Raw genomic sequence first — 16,712 nt, forward strand, 5'->3', positions numbered from 1 at the left:
CCGCGCTGGGTTTTGCATTTTGCGAACATCAGGTCTGTGGTGGATATCGGCAACGGCATTCATTTCCTGCAGGAAGATAATCCCCATCTGATCGGAGAAAAGCTGGAGGAGTGGTTGGCGCGCCTGCCTGCATGAACCTGTCCTGCCATCTGTAGTTGTTGAACCGTATACATAAATCAGATTTCCTGATTTTATGCTCTGACTATCGCCCAACGCGTTCAAAGGCCAAGCACCGGAGGGAACCCTGTTGAATCTGACGATCCCCATTCCTTTGATCCTGGCGGCTGTCCTGCCCGCTTTTCTGGACCGGTGCTCTGGGTCCGATACCAGCATCGCTCTGGGTGTGTTGGCGCGCGACCGGGTGGCCTTGACCGCGACGGCCAGCGAAATTGTCGTCGATTTACCAATTGCCGAAGGTTCCGTGGTCAAGGTAGGCGACACGCTGGTCCAGCTTGATCCCACATTGCAAAGCGCCAAGCTGGCACTGGCGCAGGCTGAACTGGAAAAGGCGCAGGCCACGCTTCTGAAACTGCAGGTCGGACCGCGCGAGGAAGAAATTGCAATTGCCGAGGCCAAAGTAGCAGGCGCTGTTGCGCGCCTTGCCGATGCCGAGGCCATCTATGACCGAAATGCCAGACTGGTCGAGAACTCGGTCGTGACCGAGGCTCAGGTGGCAAATGATCTGGCCATGCGCGATTCCGCGCGGGCTGAATTGGCCAGCGCTCAGGAATCGCTGAAAGAGCTGGAAAACGGCACCCGTCCCGAAGATCTGGCGGTCGCCGAGGCCAATGTGCGAGCTGCCGAAGCCTCGGTCGCCGCCGAACAGACATTGCTGGATGATTTGACGGTCATAGCCACCCGCGACGGCGTTTTGGATTCCCTGCCGTGGAATTTGGGCGAGCGGGTGACATCCGGCAGCCCGGTTGCCGTGATGGTCACGGGCCAGACGCCTTACGCCCGCGTCTATGTACCCGAACCACATCGCGTCAATCTGAAACCCGGTGACACGTTGGAAGTGCACGTAGACGGGCTGACCGATCCGTTGGATGGCGTGATCCGCTGGATCAGCGACGACGCGTCCTTCACCCCTTATTACGGGTTGAACAAGGACGACCGCACGCGCCTTGTCTATTTGGCTGAGATTGACCTGCCCAATGCCTCACCGGACCTGCCTGCCGGGGTCCCCGTACAGGTTCCCATGCCATGAACGATGTGGTTGTCTCGACGAAGGGCTTGACCCGCCAGTTCGGGGAAAACATCGCCGTCAACAATCTGGATCTTGAGATTCAAACCGGCCAGATCTACGGGTTTCTGGGACCGAATGGCTGCGGCAAAACCACGACAATGCGCATGCTGACTGGGCTGCTGACCCCCAGCAGCGGTGCGATCTCGGTTTTGGGCCGGTCAATGCCCGAAGCGGCTGAGCCGCTAAAAAATGAGATCGGGTACATGACCCAGATATTCTCGTATTACCGCGACCTGACGGTGCTGGAAAACCTCAGGTTCGCGGCGGAGATTTACGGCATTCCGGTAAAAACGGCCAAAGATCGGATCGATGAGTTGTTGCACACCTACGATCTGACAACGAATATCAATCAACTCAGCGGAAGCATGAGCGGCGGGCAACGTCAGAAACTGGCCCTTGCTGCAACCGTAATGCACCGACCTAAACTGTTGTTCCTGGACGAACCGACCTCGGCCGTTGATCCCGAAACACGTCGCACCTTCTGGGAACAACTGTTCGATCTGGTAGATCAAGGCGCAACGATGATCGTTTCGACCCATTTCATGGACGAAGCCGAGCGCTGTCACCGGCTGGCGATCCTGCAACACGGTGTGAAAAAGGCGGACGGGTCTCCGCGCCAGTTGATGGAAGATCTTCAGGCCGATGTAGTTGAGGTTGAAGGGCCGGATCTGAGAAAGGTCAAACACGCGCTGGATGGCAAACCCAAGATCCTGTCGACCGCGCAAGTCGGGTCGCGGCTGCGTGTGCTTGTGGACAAATCCGAACCTCAACCGGTGGACATGTTGCGCGGCCAACTTGCTGCGTTTCCTGGCCTGTCCCTGACCCCGCAGAGGCCAAATCTGGAAGACGTGTTCGTCAGCGCCACACGGGGGCCAGAACAGTGATCTCGCCACGCCGCATCGCTGCTGTACTGAGGAAAGAACTGCTGCAACTGCGGCGGGATCGGATGACCTTTGCCATGGTCATCATGATCCCGCTGATCCAACTGCTTCTGTTTGGATACGCGATCAACACCAACCTGCGCCATGTCCCTGTCGCGGTGGTGGACCAGTCCGGAACCGAACTCTCCCGCACGCTGGCGCAGATCGTTCAGGCGACGCAGGTCGTGACCATCACCGAGCAGTTGACCACCCCACAAGAGGCCGAACGCGCAATAACCGAGTCCCGTGTGCGTGCTGCGCTAATCATCCCCCCGGACGTGAGCCAGCGCCTTGCCCGCAGCCCGTCTGTCGGGCTGGGCCTGCCCAACGCAACCAACCAGACAAGCAGCCGACCGGTTGCCCATTGGATCGTGGATGGTTCGGACACGATGGTGGCCAGCGCGATCAAGTCCATGCGCACAATGCCTTTGACAGAACTGCTGAAACAACCACCAAACCGGCAGGTGCCCACGTTCGAGGTGACGCTTTACTTCAACCCCGAGCAACGGTCGGCGGTCAATATCGTGCCGGGTCTTGTCGGCGTGATCCTGACCATGACGATGATCCTATTCACCTCAGCCGCCATCGTCCGCGAACGCGAGCGGGGCAATATGGAAATGCTGATCAACACGCCAATCCGGTCGATCGAACTGATGATCGGAAAGATCATCCCCTACATCTTTCTGGGCCTGATACAGGTCGCAATCATCCTCGGCCTCGGGCATGTCCTGTTCGATGTGCCAATAAACGGCGGATTGGGCACTCTGCTTGTTGTGACTTTGTTATTCATCGTCGCCAGCCTGTCGCTTGGGCTGGTGATTTCCACGCTTGCGCAGAACCAATTGCAGTCGATGCAGATGACCATCTTTGTCCTGCTGCCCTCAATCCTGATGTCAGGTTTCATGTTCCCTTTCGACGGTATGCCACCACCCGTCCAGATGATCGCTCAGGTCCTGCCGGCAACCCATTTCATGGACATGATCCGCGGCGTGGTCCTTCGTGACGCGTCGTTATACGAGTTACGCTGGGGAATTCTCTGGATGATCGGATTTGCGATATTCGGATTGCTGGCGGCAACTCTAAGATTCAAGAAACGGTTGGGTTGAAGATCGACCCTGATCTGCCGTTCCAGATTGGTACTGAATTCTGCAGTCGCATTCTACATTGCTGACATTTGCCAGACCTTAGATCTCTTGACCGGCGACGGCGTTGGTATGTTGGCGGCTCAGATCTGATGTACAGGGGCTGGCATTTTTCTTTTGGGGCCAAAGTGCTACAGGCTTGGCCGCGCAGTGGGCCAGCCGCCCGCCGTCAGGCGGTGACAAACACCTTCATTCCGATGGTGTCGTGGAAAGGAGCGCAGTCCATATCTGCAATACTAGCACCATCTACTTTGATGCGTCCTGTGCGCTGGAGACATCAAAGTCGCAAGATAGTCGACCCAACTTTAGTGTCGCCCATTGGCAACTTCACGAACCGTATTTGTAGGGCTTATGAGGGCAGGACTATTGCCCAACGACACTTCATTGAGAAAACATCTGAAGCGGCATGAATGTCACCTCAGCCTGTTCGCATCGCGTTTTTGTCAACGATCGAAGCTTTCCTGAATCCCTACAATTTATTTCACACGGCCCCCGATATCGCCCAGTCCTCGTTATTTATAGAAATGCAAAACTATGATGACCTCGAAGATCAAATTCGTTTCATCGAGGGGAATGTCGCGTATTCGGTCGTTCGGGACGAAAACTTGCCGTCACTCCGGAAAAGCTGGCCATTCACAATGCGCTGGATCGCCAGCTCTGATTTTCCATTAGAGAATTTCGGGGGCGGCACTCAGCTTCCGATAGTAGAGCTTTCTGAATTTGTTAGGTTTTCCAATGTCTTTTATTCAAAACTCGAATCCTTGGGCGTCGGATATAAGGTCGTATGCCGCGCGGCGGGCATCAACTCTTATCTGAATGCGATTTCTGCCGGTCTTGGCATCGGTTGCATCGGCGATTTGTTCGTCGTGCAAAAGATGAAATCCAGAAACCTGCGCTTTCTTGATAGAAGTTTGGGAGATTTTGGGCGCTTCCATTTGGGTCGGTTCAACGTTGGAGATCTTTCCTACGACGCCGCAAAAGCGACGGGTATTTTTGACAAAGCAATCGACAATCAAAACCGGGTAATGCGGGAGTTTTTGTCTTCGATTTGAGCTGAAGTGTCCCCATCGGATTGGAAAGGACCTTCTCGCATGATTGTGTTTCACACTTTTCACCGGTGACCTTGAAGTACATCTTTCGAACAAGCTGAATGCAAAGGCCGTTTTCAAGGCGGCATTGCCCTTATGTGCGCAAAATAAACACAAAATGACCACTTCACCGCAAACCCAGCAAAACTGGACAATCGTAGCACCTGATTGCTTAGCACCGGCATCGTTGAAGCGTAGGATTTTTCAACATCGAAAGCGCCTTAAAGTCCAAGGCACAGACGAAAGTATGTCGGTATTACATCGACGGGTTCCAAGTAGCGGCCACCTAACTTCGAACGCAAATCAAAAGTCCGTTCCGCGCAGATTGCCAAATCTAGGCTTGGGTCGACGTTAACCTATGGCGTATTGTGCCACTTTACCCTCGTCCCATTCCAAACCCATTCCCGGGCGATCGGGCGGGGTTACTTTGCCGTTGACCACTTCGTATGGGTCTTTGAGGATTGGATTCGCCCAATCGACCCACTCCAACCAATGTGCGCCCGGATCCGCACACATCAGATGCGCGCTAACCTCGGGGAAAAGATGCGACGATACCGGCCATCCTGCGGCGCGTGCAAGGCTTGAAGCCTCGAGCCAACCCGTTACCCCACCGATTTTCATGGCGTCTATCATGACCAAATCAAGCGCCCCCGCGCTTGTCGCTCGCGCCATGTCACCCGGCCCCCAATGGTTCTCACCCCCTTGAATAGGAATGGTAGAAACTGCACGCAGTTCGGCCAGCCCATCATAATTGTCGAACGCAATCGGCTCTTCGATCCATCCCAACTTCTGCCCGGCCAAGGCGGTTAGCCGCTGTTTTGCCTCAGCTACTGACAGCCCCTGGTTATAGTCAGTCACAATTGTCGTCGCTTCGCCAACCGCGGTCCGCACTTCGTCCAAAACAGCCAGATCAGTATCTACGTCGGGATAACCCAGCCGAACTTTCAAGGCTGAGAATCCACCCTCTGCCAACAAGTCCAGGGCCTCGCCAGCAACCTTACTGGGCCCAAGCAAGCCCATTCCATTCGAGTTGTAAGCAGAAAGAGCTTTCGCAGCGCCGCCCAGAACCTGATACAAAGGTCTGCCAATAGACTGCCCAACAGCGTCCCACGCTGCCATGTCAATCCCGGCTATGGCCATCAGTGTAACCCCCTCGGCCCCCAGCAGTTTGAACTGCCCCAAGATACGCGTGTGCAGTCCACGCGGTTCCGCAGAAGTTCCTTCCACTACTGGCGCCAGATCGCGCAATAGAGCCGCCGTGGCTTTTAAGGCAATCGGAGAATACGTGAACAGGTAACTGCGGCCAACGGACCCATCACTTCGTTCGAGATCAATCAGCACCAAAGGGGCCATCGTAACCTGCCCGGTCATCACGACGACAGGGCGTCGCAATGGAACCAATACAGGGCAAATCTTCAGCTTTGTGATGGTGATTTCTGACACAACAACCAAGCCTTTCTTTTGCAGATTTAGAAGGCCACAGCGACCAGTTCTTTCGTTCACCAAAACCTACGCACAGAGCCGCTTCATCGCAATCACTGACCCCGAGCCTTAAACCTGTTCCTCAAACGCTCCGGGTTCCAATTCATCCCAGAACGCAAAGATAGCAGTCGCGTTCAATCCGGATCGCCATCCATGCGCGCGAAAATGCTCGCGATCCAGATCATCTGACAAGCCCGATAGAAAGAGCCTTTTATCTGCGTCGCGTTGCGTGGGGTTTCGCCGCGAAACCAAATCTTCAACCACCGACAGTTTCCGCGCCCGTTCCGTGCGCTCGGCCGCGCGACTTTCATATGCCTGATCTTCTTGTGCCTGATCAGCCTTTCGCTTCCGAGCGGCCTCCAAAATCTCGGGGCTGGGATCGGAAGGTACGGGCTTATCCGGAACTTTGTAGTCATCGCGCAAAGCCGCAGACAGATACCCTATCGTCGACTTTACGCCCTGTTGCCGTTCATTCATGTAATCCAGTTTTTGCTGAACATAGTCCTCACCATGTTCGGCGATCCATTGTCGGGCCAACCGATCCGCGACCCCCTGTTTACGCAGTTTTTTGTAAACCGGAAGATTACGGACCCCGTCGCCGTCATCAATTTGGAACATGGCCATCTGCGGATTTTCCCGGATCAGAAATCGAATATCCGTGACCGCCCTGCCCTTTTTGCGAAACTCTGGTTCAATCACGATGTCCGAGCTTTTGTTCACCTCGGCCACTGCTGGCTTTATGATCTTGGCGTTCAAATGCTTGAAGCTGCCGTAATAGTCGCTGCCATCCACGCCCATCAGTTTGCGAAATACATCCAGCGCCCACCATCCCGTCGACCCGGTGCGTACAAAACGGTAGCAATTTTCGTATAAGGCCAAGCCATGGCCTGAGCTGAAATTACGTTGGATATGTACATTGATCAGTGCATAGATCTTCGGATCGAACAGCTTTTGCGCCAACGCCGGAGAGTAAGCGTATTCGCAGATACCATTCTTGAGTTTGGCGAAACTCAAAAGCGACGAAACACCCCATTCCTGCCGCCCTTCTTCATCCAGCATGTCCCATTCGGCCACCGTCTCGGCAAGGGCGCGCAAGCTGGATCTGAGTGTGTCAAAATCGTTGGAATTATATCCGACCATCATGGCCAGCGTCCGCGCATCAATCGTGTGGGTCGCAGCTGATGTCAAAGTGTCGTAGGCATTTAGCAGCAATACATTTGACAGTTTACGCTGTAATAATGTGAGCTTGCCGCTGATATGAATAGCGGCAACGTTCTTTTTCACGGTCTCACGCCGCAGCGCGCCCGTGAGAGTATCCATATTGACCTGTGTCTCTGGCATTTTCCTGCCTGACTGCTCGTTTGCGTTAGTCTGTCACGAAAGGTACCTTGATTTCAATTCTTATTGGGTGCCCAAATACAGGATGAGATACGTCCTGTAGACAGGTACCTTACTAGGTCGAACGGCGTGTCTTTCAGAGTTGATCTAAGGAATAGGACAACAGCGATCATCACGTGCCGCTGAAACTAAGGGCTAAACGGCAATAATAGACTCTTTTTCAGCCATTTGTGACGTCCCGAGAATCGGCGCTCTTGTTCCCGAGAACGGTAACCTTTCATCCCGCATTTGGGTTCCATTGATCCCGTATACAGGTACCCAACAGCCTGAATTCGGGTACCCGGTTGCATCTACCCTGTTGATAATAAACAATATTACGGCTGCAAAGTTTCTAAATACCCTAAAGAATCAAAACTATTTGTCGCTGCTTTTTTCTCGAATCCTACAGGTTTCGCTGCGAAACTGATTCCACAACCGCCTAAAACCCGAATAATTTTCAAACAAGGATAGCCCAAGAACAGAATGTACGTTAGATTGATGAATATACGCTGATAAGGCGAACATTTTCTGAGGCACCGACAGTGAACAAACCTGCACAACCTAGCCTGCCCCCCTATCTGAATCTTGATCCAGAGGCTGCGGCTGACCGATTACCGGATCCTATTGGGACTCAGCGATTCGCGAAAGCTGCCGCTTTTTGCGCCAAAGGTCGTGATGATCTTGCCCGTCGTGGATACGCGCCCGATGGTGAAAAACGCTTGCGACGGTTTTCCACATGGGAAATCACCAAATACCTCATCCCTGTCGCTCCCGCCCATCTCCGGCGTGTGCTCAAGGCCAATCCAGAACTTCCTCAGGGCGAGGGAGAGGGCGGGTCCAAGTGGTTCACGTTGGAAGAAGTGCTGGCCCTACGCAAGTTCTTTGCCAGCGAAGGGGTCAGCACGAAAGAATACCTACCCTATCGTCCCGAAGGTCTGCCCGCCAAGGTGGTTTCGGTGGCGAACTTCAAGGGTGGTGTTGGTAAAACCAGCACCGCCGCGCATCTGGCCATGTCAGCCGCGTTGGACGGCTACAAAGTCCTGGTGATCGACTTGGATAGCCAAGGTTCGATGACTTCGATTTTGGGCGGCAATGTTGCAGATGAATGGCAAACCGTGTTTCCGCTGATCGCCAAGGACTATGCGCGTGCTGTTCAGCAGGAGAACCAGGTTCGTGCCGCAGCAGAGCAGCCGGAAATTCAGCTGGATGAAACGTTGCGAGAGGCGCTGACCACTCAGCCGCATGACGTCATCCAGAAAACGCATTGGCCCAATATTGACCTGATCGGTGCGCAGTTGAACCTTTACTGGGCCGAATTTCAGATTCCCGTCTGGCGTATGGGATTGCGCAGTTGGCCTCTTTGGGATGGATTGACCAACTTTTTGAACGATGACGGTGTTCTGGATGCGTATGACGTCATCTTTCTGGACACACCCCCTGCCCTTGGCTACCTGACCATCAATGCGCTGGCCGCGGCCGATATCTTGCTGGTGCCGCTTGGGGCGTCTTTTCTGGAGTTTGATTCAACCGGCCGGTTCTTTGACATGCTGTATTCGACATTCGCCAGTATCGAAGATGGCGAAAACACAGCCCACCGCGCTGCTGGATTGCCTGAGATGAAGTTCGAATGGGACGTGGTCCGCGCGATCATTACGCGGTTTGATGCGAGCCAACAGACCGATATGGCCAATGTGATTCAGGCCTATTTCGGCGATTTCATGAACGCTTATCGCCAGGATTATACCGCTCTGGTCGGACAGGCCGGCGAGCAAGTGAATGGAATCTACGAAGCGGATTACCGTGAATTCAACCGAGAAACATATGTCCGCGGACGCGAGACATTCGACAGAACCTATGCTGAGTTCAAAGAGCTTTTGATCGGATGCTGGTGGCGGGACGCCCAGATGGAGGAGCAGGCAGATGGCTAAGCGCAGAAGATTGACCGCACCGGACGCCACCGCGTTGCAGGAGATGGAGGAAGGTTTCGCCGCGAAACCGCAATCCAATCCGTTTGAGACCAACTCTCTGACGCCCCCAATTGCACAGGTTGCGGCCGAGGCCGCAGCCCTCTCGGGCATGGCCGCTGTCACAGATCGCGCTGCCTTGGCTCAGGATCAGGGCGATGCTGAGCGTTGGCGCGTGGCGCAAACTGACGGGTTGGTTGCACATAAGGTTGCTCTTGATGAGGTCGAGCCCGACTACATTCGGCGCGATCGACTGGACATCAACGAAGAGGAAATGGCGGAGTTGATCGAGTCCATCCGAGCGCATGGTCTTCGCACTCCGATCGAAGTCACCGGGCTTGAGGACGGGTACGGATTGATCTCGGGGTATCGGCGGTTTGAAGCGTTTCGGCGTTTGGCTGCGACGGATTCGAATTTTGCAGAGATCCCTGCATTCATCCGCGATGCCGGAGCGGAGCAGGGTGCCTATGTCTCGATGGTGGAAGAAAATGAGTTGCGCTCGAACCTAAGCCACTATGAGCGGGGGCGCATTGCGGTTTTGGCTGCAGGGCAAGGTGTGTTCGACTCGGTTGAAGACGCGGTCAATGCCTTGTTCTCGACTGCGTCCAAAGCCAAGAGATCTAAGGTTCGCAGCTTTGCGGTAGTGCATGAGGCCCTGGGCGACCTGCTTCAGTTTCCGACGGAGTTGACGGAGAAAGCGGGCCTCCAATTGGCGGCAGGATTGCGCAACGGTGCTCAGGCGCGATTCCGTGAGGCGCTAGACGGGGCCGAGGTACTGGATGCCCGATCGGAATGGAAGCTTCTGGAGCAGGCGGCAAAGGACGCGCCCGTGCAGCCTGTCATCAAGTCCCGAGGGGGACGTCCGCAACAGGTCGAACGCATTGATCCTGTGGCCTTGGCAAATGGGGGTTCGTTAAGCGCCGAGGTCGCACCGGGCGAGGTGCGTATCCGGGTAGAAGGGCGAAGCCTGGATCGTGAGGCCGTTGAAGTGCTGCTGCGTCAGCTTGCAGATCACATCGGTTAGTTTCGCTGCGAAACCCGCGTTTCAACGCTCGTTTGAAGCGATGTCTAGGGTGTCGGGTTTGTCTTGGGTGGGGCAGGGAAGGATTCTTGAGTGTGGTGTCAATGTGTGCTTCATTTGAATTGATCAAACTACTGGCAGGGCAGGGCTTATGACCCGACGGTGTAGTGACATCGACTTTGTTCACAGAAATCACCAGTAGACAGCAGTGCGCAAAAAGATTTATTAATGAGCATTAAGTCCCAGAGATGCTGGAATACAGGACTATGCCGGAGAGCCTGACTGACGCGGGACGGTTCCTTCGCTCAGACAGAATGAAATCGAGGTTTTCTCTTGCTTTGCTGACCGCTCGATAGAGAAACATCCATTTTTCGCAAATAAGGATTTTTGTCTCGTCCATACGCCATGAGCGAACTCAGACCCACTTTTGACAGCGGGCCCGTTCCGCGACCGGAGGTGTGAATATGATGATCCAACTGTTCTAGGTCGCGCGATCCACCTACACGCCTCGCTTGGGCATGATCTTTTCCTGATCGCGCTACGACGCGCCGTATCGCAGTTAGAAATAGACTCAGAGCAAGATCATATCCTTTGGATGAGGCACGCCCTTGGACGAGCCGGCTAACACCTGGCGACCACTGTTCTGGGAGTTTACTCGCCGGATCTTCGAACAGATCAGCGGGCAGACTACAGAGTTTGTGACAGAGCCGTTTACCTCGAATCTGTTGCAAATACCATTTCCGACATGCGGACTCGGTGTGTCAAAAGCTAAGCCCTTTTCGTAGCGCAAATTCTGAATTTAGTTCTCAAACCGCAAAGCAATGTTTTTTTGCGTTGCCACGCTTTGGCAAGTCAGAATCAGCCCCTTTGCAATGTCACCGTCGTCAAGCGCGATCCGGTTCCGCATATGGACGGCGCCTTCGGTCAGGTGGGCGATGCAGGCCCCGCAAACACCGGACTGGCAACTGAACGGCGGGTTTATTCCTGCTGATCGCGCAGCTTCGAGTATGGTCTGGCCCGCAGCAACCGGCAACTCATTCGACCTGCCGTTCATCTCAATTCGAGCCGTCGCCTCGATGCCGGGTACACTCATGTCGCTTTCACTATCTCCGCCGAAGCTTTCAAAGTGGATGCGGCTGTCCGGAACGTCCAGATTTTGCAGTGACGCCCGTACTTCTGCGTTCATGCGACCGGGGCCGCAAATCCAGTACTGAGCATCTTGGGCGACGGGAGGTGTTTCGGAAATTGCAGCCAAAATGGCATCAGTACCTACCCGCCCCGTACGCCAGGGGCTGAGCCAACTAAGTAAAGTAGGGCGTGACAACACATGGCGCACAGTAAAACGCTGCGGGAATTGCGCTTGAATCTGATCCAGTTCATCCTTGAAAAGAATGCCGCTTGCTTCCGTGTTGCCAAAGACCAGATGCGCAACCGAATGGGGTTCATCGGCCAAAACGGCATTGATCATCGCATAAAGAGGCGTGATGCCGCTGCCTCCACCAAAGAAATAATGCGTGCGCCGTTTCAAAGGCCCGGGCTGCAGCTTGAAATGTCCGAATGGCGGCATGACATCGACGGCGTCGCCAACCTTCAGGGTGTCACCCACGTGGTTCGAGACAATCCCATCTTTCACACGTTTCACGGTAATGCGCAGCGCAACCCCGGGTGGGTTCGAGATAGTATAGCTTCGCCTTTGCTCTTGCTCGTCCAGCTGAAACCTGACCGTCAAATGCTGACCGGCTGTCCATTGAAACAGATCGGTCGCGGAAGATGGAACATCAAAGGTGACGCTGGAAGCGGCCCCCCCAATCTCTTTGCGGATTTCTGACACAGTCAGAGAATGAAAGTCACGTTGCATCGGGAAATCCAATCATCGGTAGTCGCAAGTTGTCGTCAAAGACCGGATCACCGTTCCACCCAAGTAGGTTTCAAAGACAAATTCATCTGTCTGACGCATCTTTCCAGCATATCCCTGCCATTCATAATCCACCTGGCTCACGGCAGTGACGTAGCGGGTATCTTCCTCGGATCGCGCAGTTATCTGAAGTTCAGATCGTGCGGTTTCCGAGTGCCCCTCCAAAGCCTTGGTGAAGTCGGTTTCCTCCGCATCGGCGCTATCAGAGATCCGATATGAAAAACTATCATCCTGCTGACCCGGCCTGTATTTAAGTAGGACCCGGTGCGTGGCCTCAGGGTGCCAGTTGTCCCATGTGGCCAACAGGCTCTGTTCGTCCTGGGCCTGCAAAGTACGCGCAGCCATGTCCTCGGGGGCCTCCGACTGTGCTGTTAGCACCAGAGCCGAAGCGATTGCAACGCCGATCAGGGTGGCTTGGATGGATTTCATGATCCGTTTCCACATCGTTCAGTCGTCTTGCATGAAGGCCAGCACGGCTTTCTGGTGCTGCGTGATCGGGCTTTCGCCAACACCGGCAGGACCGATTTCAAGGTATGGACTTTTCAGAGACTTCTGCTGTTGTTCGCAGGCATAGATATCCTCGGTCGTGAAATCTCCGGATGCCATTGGGTCATCGTCACCAGCCGCATCATCACCGTGGTACTTTGCGCCGCCGAAATCCTTCCAGAAGCCCCAGCTTTTCCACTGTTGTTTCTGAAACGCCCAGTCCGAAACATTCGCCAGCTTTGTGCGATTTTCGATACGCGTCAGATCAGGCGCCAGAGGCGTGATGATGAACAAGTTCCAGCTTTCTTCGCTGGCCCCGATGCCGATACCCGGAAAGAGCATTGGAACCCATGCCCCGACATGCGGTTCAGGGATTGTACGCGGCATTGGCAAGTTGGCTTCGTGGTCTTTGGCGTATTCTGCTGATGGGGGCTCCCAAAAGTGGTAGTGCGGCCCCTTCCAACCGTATTCCGCCTTTGCATGGTCATACATGTGCAGCGTGTTCGAATGCAGATGGCTTAGGTGGTAGACTTCGACGTAGTTCTCAACAACGATCTTCCAGTTGGCCTTGATCTCATAGCTGTTTTGCCCTTCTACATACTCGACCAACTCTTCAGGCTTGTGTGGACCGAGCAAGGGATCAACTTCTCCGAACCACTCTGCCAAAGTCGGTGCGTCTGGGTCGGGGTGCACAAACATCATGCCGCGCCAGACATCGACACTTGCAGGCTTTAAACCAAGGCAAGACTTATCGACACCATTAGGGAACTCGGACACCTCATCAGGGACGGAGATCAGGTTGCCTTCCAGGTCATAGGTCCAGTCATGATACGGGCAGGTCAGCGCCTTTTGCGTTTTTCCAACTGCGCGGATCAGTTGAGTGCCCCGATGACGGCAAATATTGTGAAAAGCGCGCAGACGGTGATCACGCCCCATGACAATGAACAGGTTGTTCAGGCCTGCCTGAACGGAAATGTAATGCCCCGGGCCCTCGACATCCTCGACCAATCCCGCGAACCGCCAGGTGCGCGAAAAGATTTGCCGCTGTTCCCGATCGAACCAGTCCTGAGAGGTATAAGCCGAGACCGGCAAGTGGTGGTACATTTTGGTCATGTCAATTCCTCAGGCAAGCAGGTGGGCGTATTGCGGAAACAGGCTGGCGGCGATCATCATCAGTCCCGACAAAGCCCACAGGCAAACTATGGCCCAGTAGAGCAAAGGGTCGTCATCCCGGTTGATCTCGAAGACCAGAAAGGCTTGCCGGTTCAGAACGGTTGGGACGATCCACCAAACAAAAAGCAGCCCCCATACCCAGTAGAGCTCTAAGACGTTGGCGATCAGCAGGATAGGCAAAGCAATGTAATTCGCCGTTCTGGCATGGCTCATGGCGTTGCCTCCAGAGTGGAGGCCAGCAAAGAGGCCGCCAGTTTCAATTCCGCACGCCAGACTTTGGGTGGGTCCAGTGGCGACAGGGCATCCATACTGACAAAGATTGCAGAAATTCCCTGAGTCACGGCGCGAATGTGTGTATCTGGCGCGTTAGGGGTCGCACGCCTTAGGATATCCTCGACCACATCGAAAAACTCCGTAAGGCTGTCCATCAGATCTTGCCTAAGATCCGGACGATTCGGAACCGCGACCACCAATGCCTGATAGGCCAGCATCAACCGTGGATCGGTCCCGCTATCGTCTACAAACAGTGCGTCTACAAGGTCAGACGGCGTCGCTCCGCCTGGCAGCGCCTGTCGGAGCCCTTCCAGCGATTCAGAAAAACCTGCAACAACGTAGCCGGCCAAGGCGGTTACCATTTCGTCCTTGTTTCCAAGGTAGTGACGCAGAAGCGGTCGTTTCACGCCAGCCATCTCGGCGATCCGCTCTTGCGTCGCACCGTTAAGCCCGAACCGCGCCACACATGTGAGATATGCGTCCAGAATTTCCTGAGATCTTTGGTCTTTTAACGAAGGTCGCGGCATATTGGCCCTATAAATTGTCAGTGATGACAAATAACTATACTCGATAGTTTGTCAATGGTGACAATTTAACTTCTTCGTCTCAGGAAGGGTCGCAGTTTTTCGGTTGATACAAGGGAGGCGAGGCTAAGCGTGTGAGCTTGCCTTCCACCAATCTCCGCATCGCGTCGGGGTCCAAGGGCAACGACTTCAGAATGCTGCGGGGCCACTTAAACTACTGCCTGGCTTCTATTCTTTGGAACCTAGCGACAATGGCCAAAAAACCTTTGCGAACAACCCACCTTACGGCTTAAGCCGATGGTGAAGCATCTACGGAAATAAGTTTCGCGACTGGAACAATCTGTGCGGTTATTTGATCTCTAAGCTGAGCGAGAGTCATCTCATCCTGTTTGATGAATTCGATAAACGCCTGATTTAATGCACTGAAGATAAGCGCGCCCAAATCTGTTGCCACCAGGTTTCGGCGAACTTTTCCTTGATTCTGCAGAACCGCAATCAATTCGGTTACTTGCGCTACCAACCGACGATCCTGTTCCGCATAGCGCCGACCGCTTGGCGTGTTGGGGTGTTCAGTAGATTGGGCAATCGCCGTGCGCCACATTTCCTTTGAGAGGTATTCAAGTGAGTGATCGTAATACTGGAAAATCAACGCCAGTATCGCATCATCAACGGACTGTGGAGGGTCGGTTAGGATGGGCGCGCCTGCGGCGATGACCTCTTCGACTTCCATCGCAACAGTTGCAATCAGAATGTCGCCCTTGGTTTCATAGTAGTTGTAAACTGTGCCGACAGACACTTCGGCCATTTCTGCCAAATCTTCGATTTTCACGGATCTATACCCGTGCGACCGGAATTTTATGGATGCAGCTTCGAGGATGCGACGCTCGCGCGCTGCTTTTTGCCGCTCTCTTAATCCTGCCATTTGGAAAAATGACCTCGTGTAGCACAAATCCAAATTTAGAGTTGACTAAAAAGATGAGGCTGTTCAAGTTTTTTCGTACAGACCCACTCAAAAACCGGGCGACCCACAATCAACAGGAGATGAGGAATGCAAACCGGACGAAAAATCCTTGGTGTGTCGGCACTGGCCCTGATGGCTGGCAATGCCTGGGCCGAAGGCGAATTAAATGCGCTGGTGTGGTGTGACCATACTGATCCCGACCTAATCGCGCCGTTTGAGGCGGAACATAACGTCAAGGTCAACCTGCGCGAATACGAAGGAACGGGCGCAGCGCTGGCATTGTTGGAGCAATCCAGACCCGGCGATTGGGATGTGCTTGTGGTCGATGGGATCGACGTGTTTCGCGCGGTCGAAGCCGGTGTTCTGGCCCCGCTGCCCGAGGGCGCGGTCTCGACTGCGGATTACTTTCCCGAAGTGGTTATGGCCGAAAACAACACAATTGACGGCGTGACCTATGCCGTGACCGAAAAATTTGGCTACAACACGATCTCGTACAACTCGGCCAAGGTCGATCCCGCGGATATGGAAAGCCTGAGCACTGTCTGGTCCGAAAAATATGACGGGCGGATTTCGATCTATGACTACTACCTGCCCGTGATAGGGCTGGCCGCCATTGCCGAAGGCATTTCAACGGACGCAATTGGCGCAGGAGATCTGGCAAAGATCGATGGTGTTCTTTCAACTATGCGAAGCCGAGCTGCCTCGGTCGCGGGGGTGGTTGCGGCGCAAACGGCGCTGGCGACAGGCGAGGTAGACATCGTTGTCGGTGGGGGTGAGTGGCTGACGGCCGTACTCGCCTCGGAACAGCCGGAGCTGACATGGACCATCCCCAAGGAAGGCGCGGTTCGCTGGGCGCAATCCATCGGCGTGGTCGAGGGGGCCAGCAACCCCGATCTGGCAGTTGAGTTCATCAAATACATTACCAGCCCCGAAGGGCAGGCTCGTCTGGCGACATCTTCGTGCTTTTGGGGAATGCCCGCAAATGCCAAGGCCGGAGACGTTCTAACCGACGCTCAGAAGGACATTCTGCGCTGGGATCAGCAGCCTGACTATCTGGCGCTGACACAGCTTTACCCTGCACCGGATGCAGATCTGGACATCGAAATGCAGGATCTGTGGCTGGAAACTCTGCAGCAGTGA

At 54.4% G+C, this 16,712-nt stretch carries 16 protein-coding genes; 7 read left to right on the forward strand and 9 right to left on the reverse strand.

Annotated features, from left to right (window positions below):
- Positions 1-247 precede the first annotated feature (247 nt).
- The 4 genes from ACR0DB_RS11250 to ACR0DB_RS11265 all read left to right on the forward strand — a co-directional run bounded on the left by ACR0DB_RS11250 (position 248) and on the right by ACR0DB_RS11265 (position 4,360).
- Positions 248-1,207 carry an HlyD family secretion protein gene (locus tag ACR0DB_RS11250; protein ID WP_480550881.1) on the forward strand — a complete coding sequence of 320 codons (960 nt, stop codon included), beginning with the start codon at positions 248-250 and terminating at the stop codon, positions 1,205-1,207.
- Positions 1,204-2,130 (forward strand): ABC transporter ATP-binding protein, encoded by a 927-nt coding sequence (locus ACR0DB_RS11255; protein WP_480550883.1) that lies wholly within the window; start codon positions 1,204-1,206, stop codon positions 2,128-2,130. The genes ACR0DB_RS11250 and ACR0DB_RS11255 overlap by 4 nt, the downstream gene beginning before the upstream one ends.
- Positions 2,127-3,272, forward strand: coding sequence for an ABC transporter permease (locus ACR0DB_RS11260; RefSeq protein ID WP_480550885.1), 1,146 nt, complete (start codon positions 2,127-2,129; stop codon positions 3,270-3,272). The genes ACR0DB_RS11255 and ACR0DB_RS11260 overlap by 4 nt, the downstream gene beginning before the upstream one ends.
- Positions 3,273-3,718: 446 nt before the next feature.
- Positions 3,719-4,360, forward strand: coding sequence for a hypothetical protein (locus ACR0DB_RS11265; protein WP_480550887.1), 642 nt, complete (start codon positions 3,719-3,721; stop codon positions 4,358-4,360).
- 387 nt (positions 4,361-4,747) lie between these two features.
- Here ACR0DB_RS11265 and ACR0DB_RS11270 read toward each other — a convergent pair whose 3' ends face one another.
- Together ACR0DB_RS11270 and ACR0DB_RS11275 are read right to left on the reverse strand one after the other, a co-directional pair.
- A complete protein-coding gene (locus tag ACR0DB_RS11270; RefSeq protein WP_480550889.1) occupies positions 4,748-5,899 on the reverse strand; it encodes an enolase C-terminal domain-like protein in 1,152 nt (383 codons plus the stop codon).
- 48 nt (positions 5,900-5,947) lie between these two features.
- Entirely contained in the window at positions 5,948-7,219 is a 1,272-nt protein-coding gene (locus ACR0DB_RS11275; RefSeq protein ID WP_170783229.1) for a replication initiation protein, read from the reverse strand.
- Positions 7,220-7,797: 578 nt separating this feature from the next.
- Between ACR0DB_RS11275 and ACR0DB_RS11280 the strand changes: the two genes are divergently transcribed.
- Positions 7,798-9,183, forward strand: a complete 1,386-nt coding sequence (locus tag ACR0DB_RS11280; RefSeq protein ID WP_480550891.1) for an AAA family ATPase — start codon at positions 7,798-7,800, stop codon at positions 9,181-9,183.
- Positions 9,176-10,243: a ParB/RepB/Spo0J family partition protein gene (locus ACR0DB_RS11285; RefSeq protein ID WP_480550893.1), complete on the forward strand. Its 1,068-nt coding sequence runs from the start codon at positions 9,176-9,178 to the stop codon at positions 10,241-10,243. Before ACR0DB_RS11280 ends, ACR0DB_RS11285 begins: the two co-directional genes overlap by 8 nt.
- 232 nt (positions 10,244-10,475) lie before the next feature.
- Here ACR0DB_RS11285 and ACR0DB_RS11290 read toward each other — a convergent pair whose 3' ends face one another.
- From ACR0DB_RS11290 to ACR0DB_RS11320, 7 genes are all read right to left on the reverse strand, one after another.
- Positions 10,476-10,640 carry a DDE-type integrase/transposase/recombinase gene (locus tag ACR0DB_RS11290; RefSeq protein WP_170771759.1) on the reverse strand — a complete coding sequence of 55 codons (165 nt, stop codon included), beginning with the start codon at positions 10,638-10,640 and terminating at the stop codon, positions 10,476-10,478.
- 399 nt (positions 10,641-11,039) lie between these two features.
- A complete protein-coding gene (locus ACR0DB_RS11295; RefSeq protein ID WP_480550895.1) occupies positions 11,040-12,098 on the reverse strand; it encodes a 2Fe-2S iron-sulfur cluster-binding protein in 1,059 nt (352 codons plus the stop codon).
- Between the two features lie 12 nt (positions 12,099-12,110).
- A complete protein-coding gene (locus tag ACR0DB_RS11300) occupies positions 12,111-12,584 on the reverse strand; it encodes a hypothetical protein (RefSeq protein WP_480550897.1) in 474 nt (157 codons plus the stop codon).
- A gap of 18 nt (positions 12,585-12,602) precedes the next feature.
- The gene (locus tag ACR0DB_RS11305) at positions 12,603-13,754 is read right to left on the reverse strand and encodes an aromatic ring-hydroxylating oxygenase subunit alpha (RefSeq protein ID WP_480550899.1); all 1,152 of its coding nucleotides are present in this window, start codon (positions 13,752-13,754) and stop codon (positions 12,603-12,605) included.
- Between the two features lie 9 nt (positions 13,755-13,763).
- Positions 13,764-14,027 carry a hypothetical protein gene (locus tag ACR0DB_RS11310; protein WP_480550901.1) on the reverse strand — a complete coding sequence of 88 codons (264 nt, stop codon included), beginning with the start codon at positions 14,025-14,027 and terminating at the stop codon, positions 13,764-13,766.
- Complete coding sequence (locus ACR0DB_RS11315) at positions 14,024-14,614, reverse strand: TetR/AcrR family transcriptional regulator (RefSeq protein ID WP_480550903.1); 591 nt, start codon at positions 14,612-14,614, stop codon at positions 14,024-14,026. Before ACR0DB_RS11315 ends, ACR0DB_RS11310 begins: the two co-directional genes overlap by 4 nt.
- Before the next feature lie 286 nt (positions 14,615-14,900).
- Positions 14,901-15,533: a TetR/AcrR family transcriptional regulator gene (locus tag ACR0DB_RS11320; RefSeq protein ID WP_480550905.1), complete on the reverse strand. Its 633-nt coding sequence runs from the start codon at positions 15,531-15,533 to the stop codon at positions 14,901-14,903.
- 126 nt (positions 15,534-15,659) lie between these two features.
- Between ACR0DB_RS11320 and ACR0DB_RS11325 the strand changes: the two genes are divergently transcribed.
- Positions 15,660-16,712 carry an extracellular solute-binding protein gene (locus ACR0DB_RS11325; protein ID WP_480550907.1) on the forward strand — a complete coding sequence of 351 codons (1,053 nt, stop codon included), beginning with the start codon at positions 15,660-15,662 and terminating at the stop codon, positions 16,710-16,712.

Source organism: Ruegeria sp. AB6, assembly GCF_056542685.1.

Bases quoted from the DNA above. Each gene is read 5' to 3' on its own strand.
- ACR0DB_RS11265 (WP_480550887.1), top strand. From the start codon at position 3,719: ATGTCACCTCAGCCTGTTCGCATCGCGTTTTTGTCAACGATCGAAGCT.
- ACR0DB_RS11295 (WP_480550895.1), bottom strand. From the start codon at position 12,098: ATGCAACGTGACTTTCATTCTCTGACTGTGTCAGAAATCCGCAAAGAG.
- ACR0DB_RS11290 (WP_170771759.1), bottom strand. From the start codon at position 10,640: ATGGACGAGACAAAAATCCTTATTTGCGAAAAATGGATGTTTCTCTAT.
- ACR0DB_RS11305 (WP_480550899.1), bottom strand. From the start codon at position 13,754: ATGACCAAAATGTACCACCACTTGCCGGTCTCGGCTTATACCTCTCAG.
- ACR0DB_RS11325 (WP_480550907.1), top strand. From the start codon at position 15,660: ATGCAAACCGGACGAAAAATCCTTGGTGTGTCGGCACTGGCCCTGATG.
- ACR0DB_RS11320 (WP_480550905.1), bottom strand. From the start codon at position 15,533: ATGGCAGGATTAAGAGAGCGGCAAAAAGCAGCGCGCGAGCGTCGCATC.
- ACR0DB_RS11275 (WP_170783229.1), bottom strand. From the start codon at position 7,219: ATGCCAGAGACACAGGTCAATATGGATACTCTCACGGGCGCGCTGCGG.
- ACR0DB_RS11255 (WP_480550883.1), top strand. From the start codon at position 1,204: ATGAACGATGTGGTTGTCTCGACGAAGGGCTTGACCCGCCAGTTCGGG.
- ACR0DB_RS11315 (WP_480550903.1), bottom strand. From the start codon at position 14,614: ATGCCGCGACCTTCGTTAAAAGACCAAAGATCTCAGGAAATTCTGGAC.
- ACR0DB_RS11300 (WP_480550897.1), bottom strand. From the start codon at position 12,584: ATGAAATCCATCCAAGCCACCCTGATCGGCGTTGCAATCGCTTCGGCT.
- ACR0DB_RS11285 (WP_480550893.1), top strand. From the start codon at position 9,176: ATGGCTAAGCGCAGAAGATTGACCGCACCGGACGCCACCGCGTTGCAG.
- ACR0DB_RS11310 (WP_480550901.1), bottom strand. From the start codon at position 14,027: ATGAGCCATGCCAGAACGGCGAATTACATTGCTTTGCCTATCCTGCTG.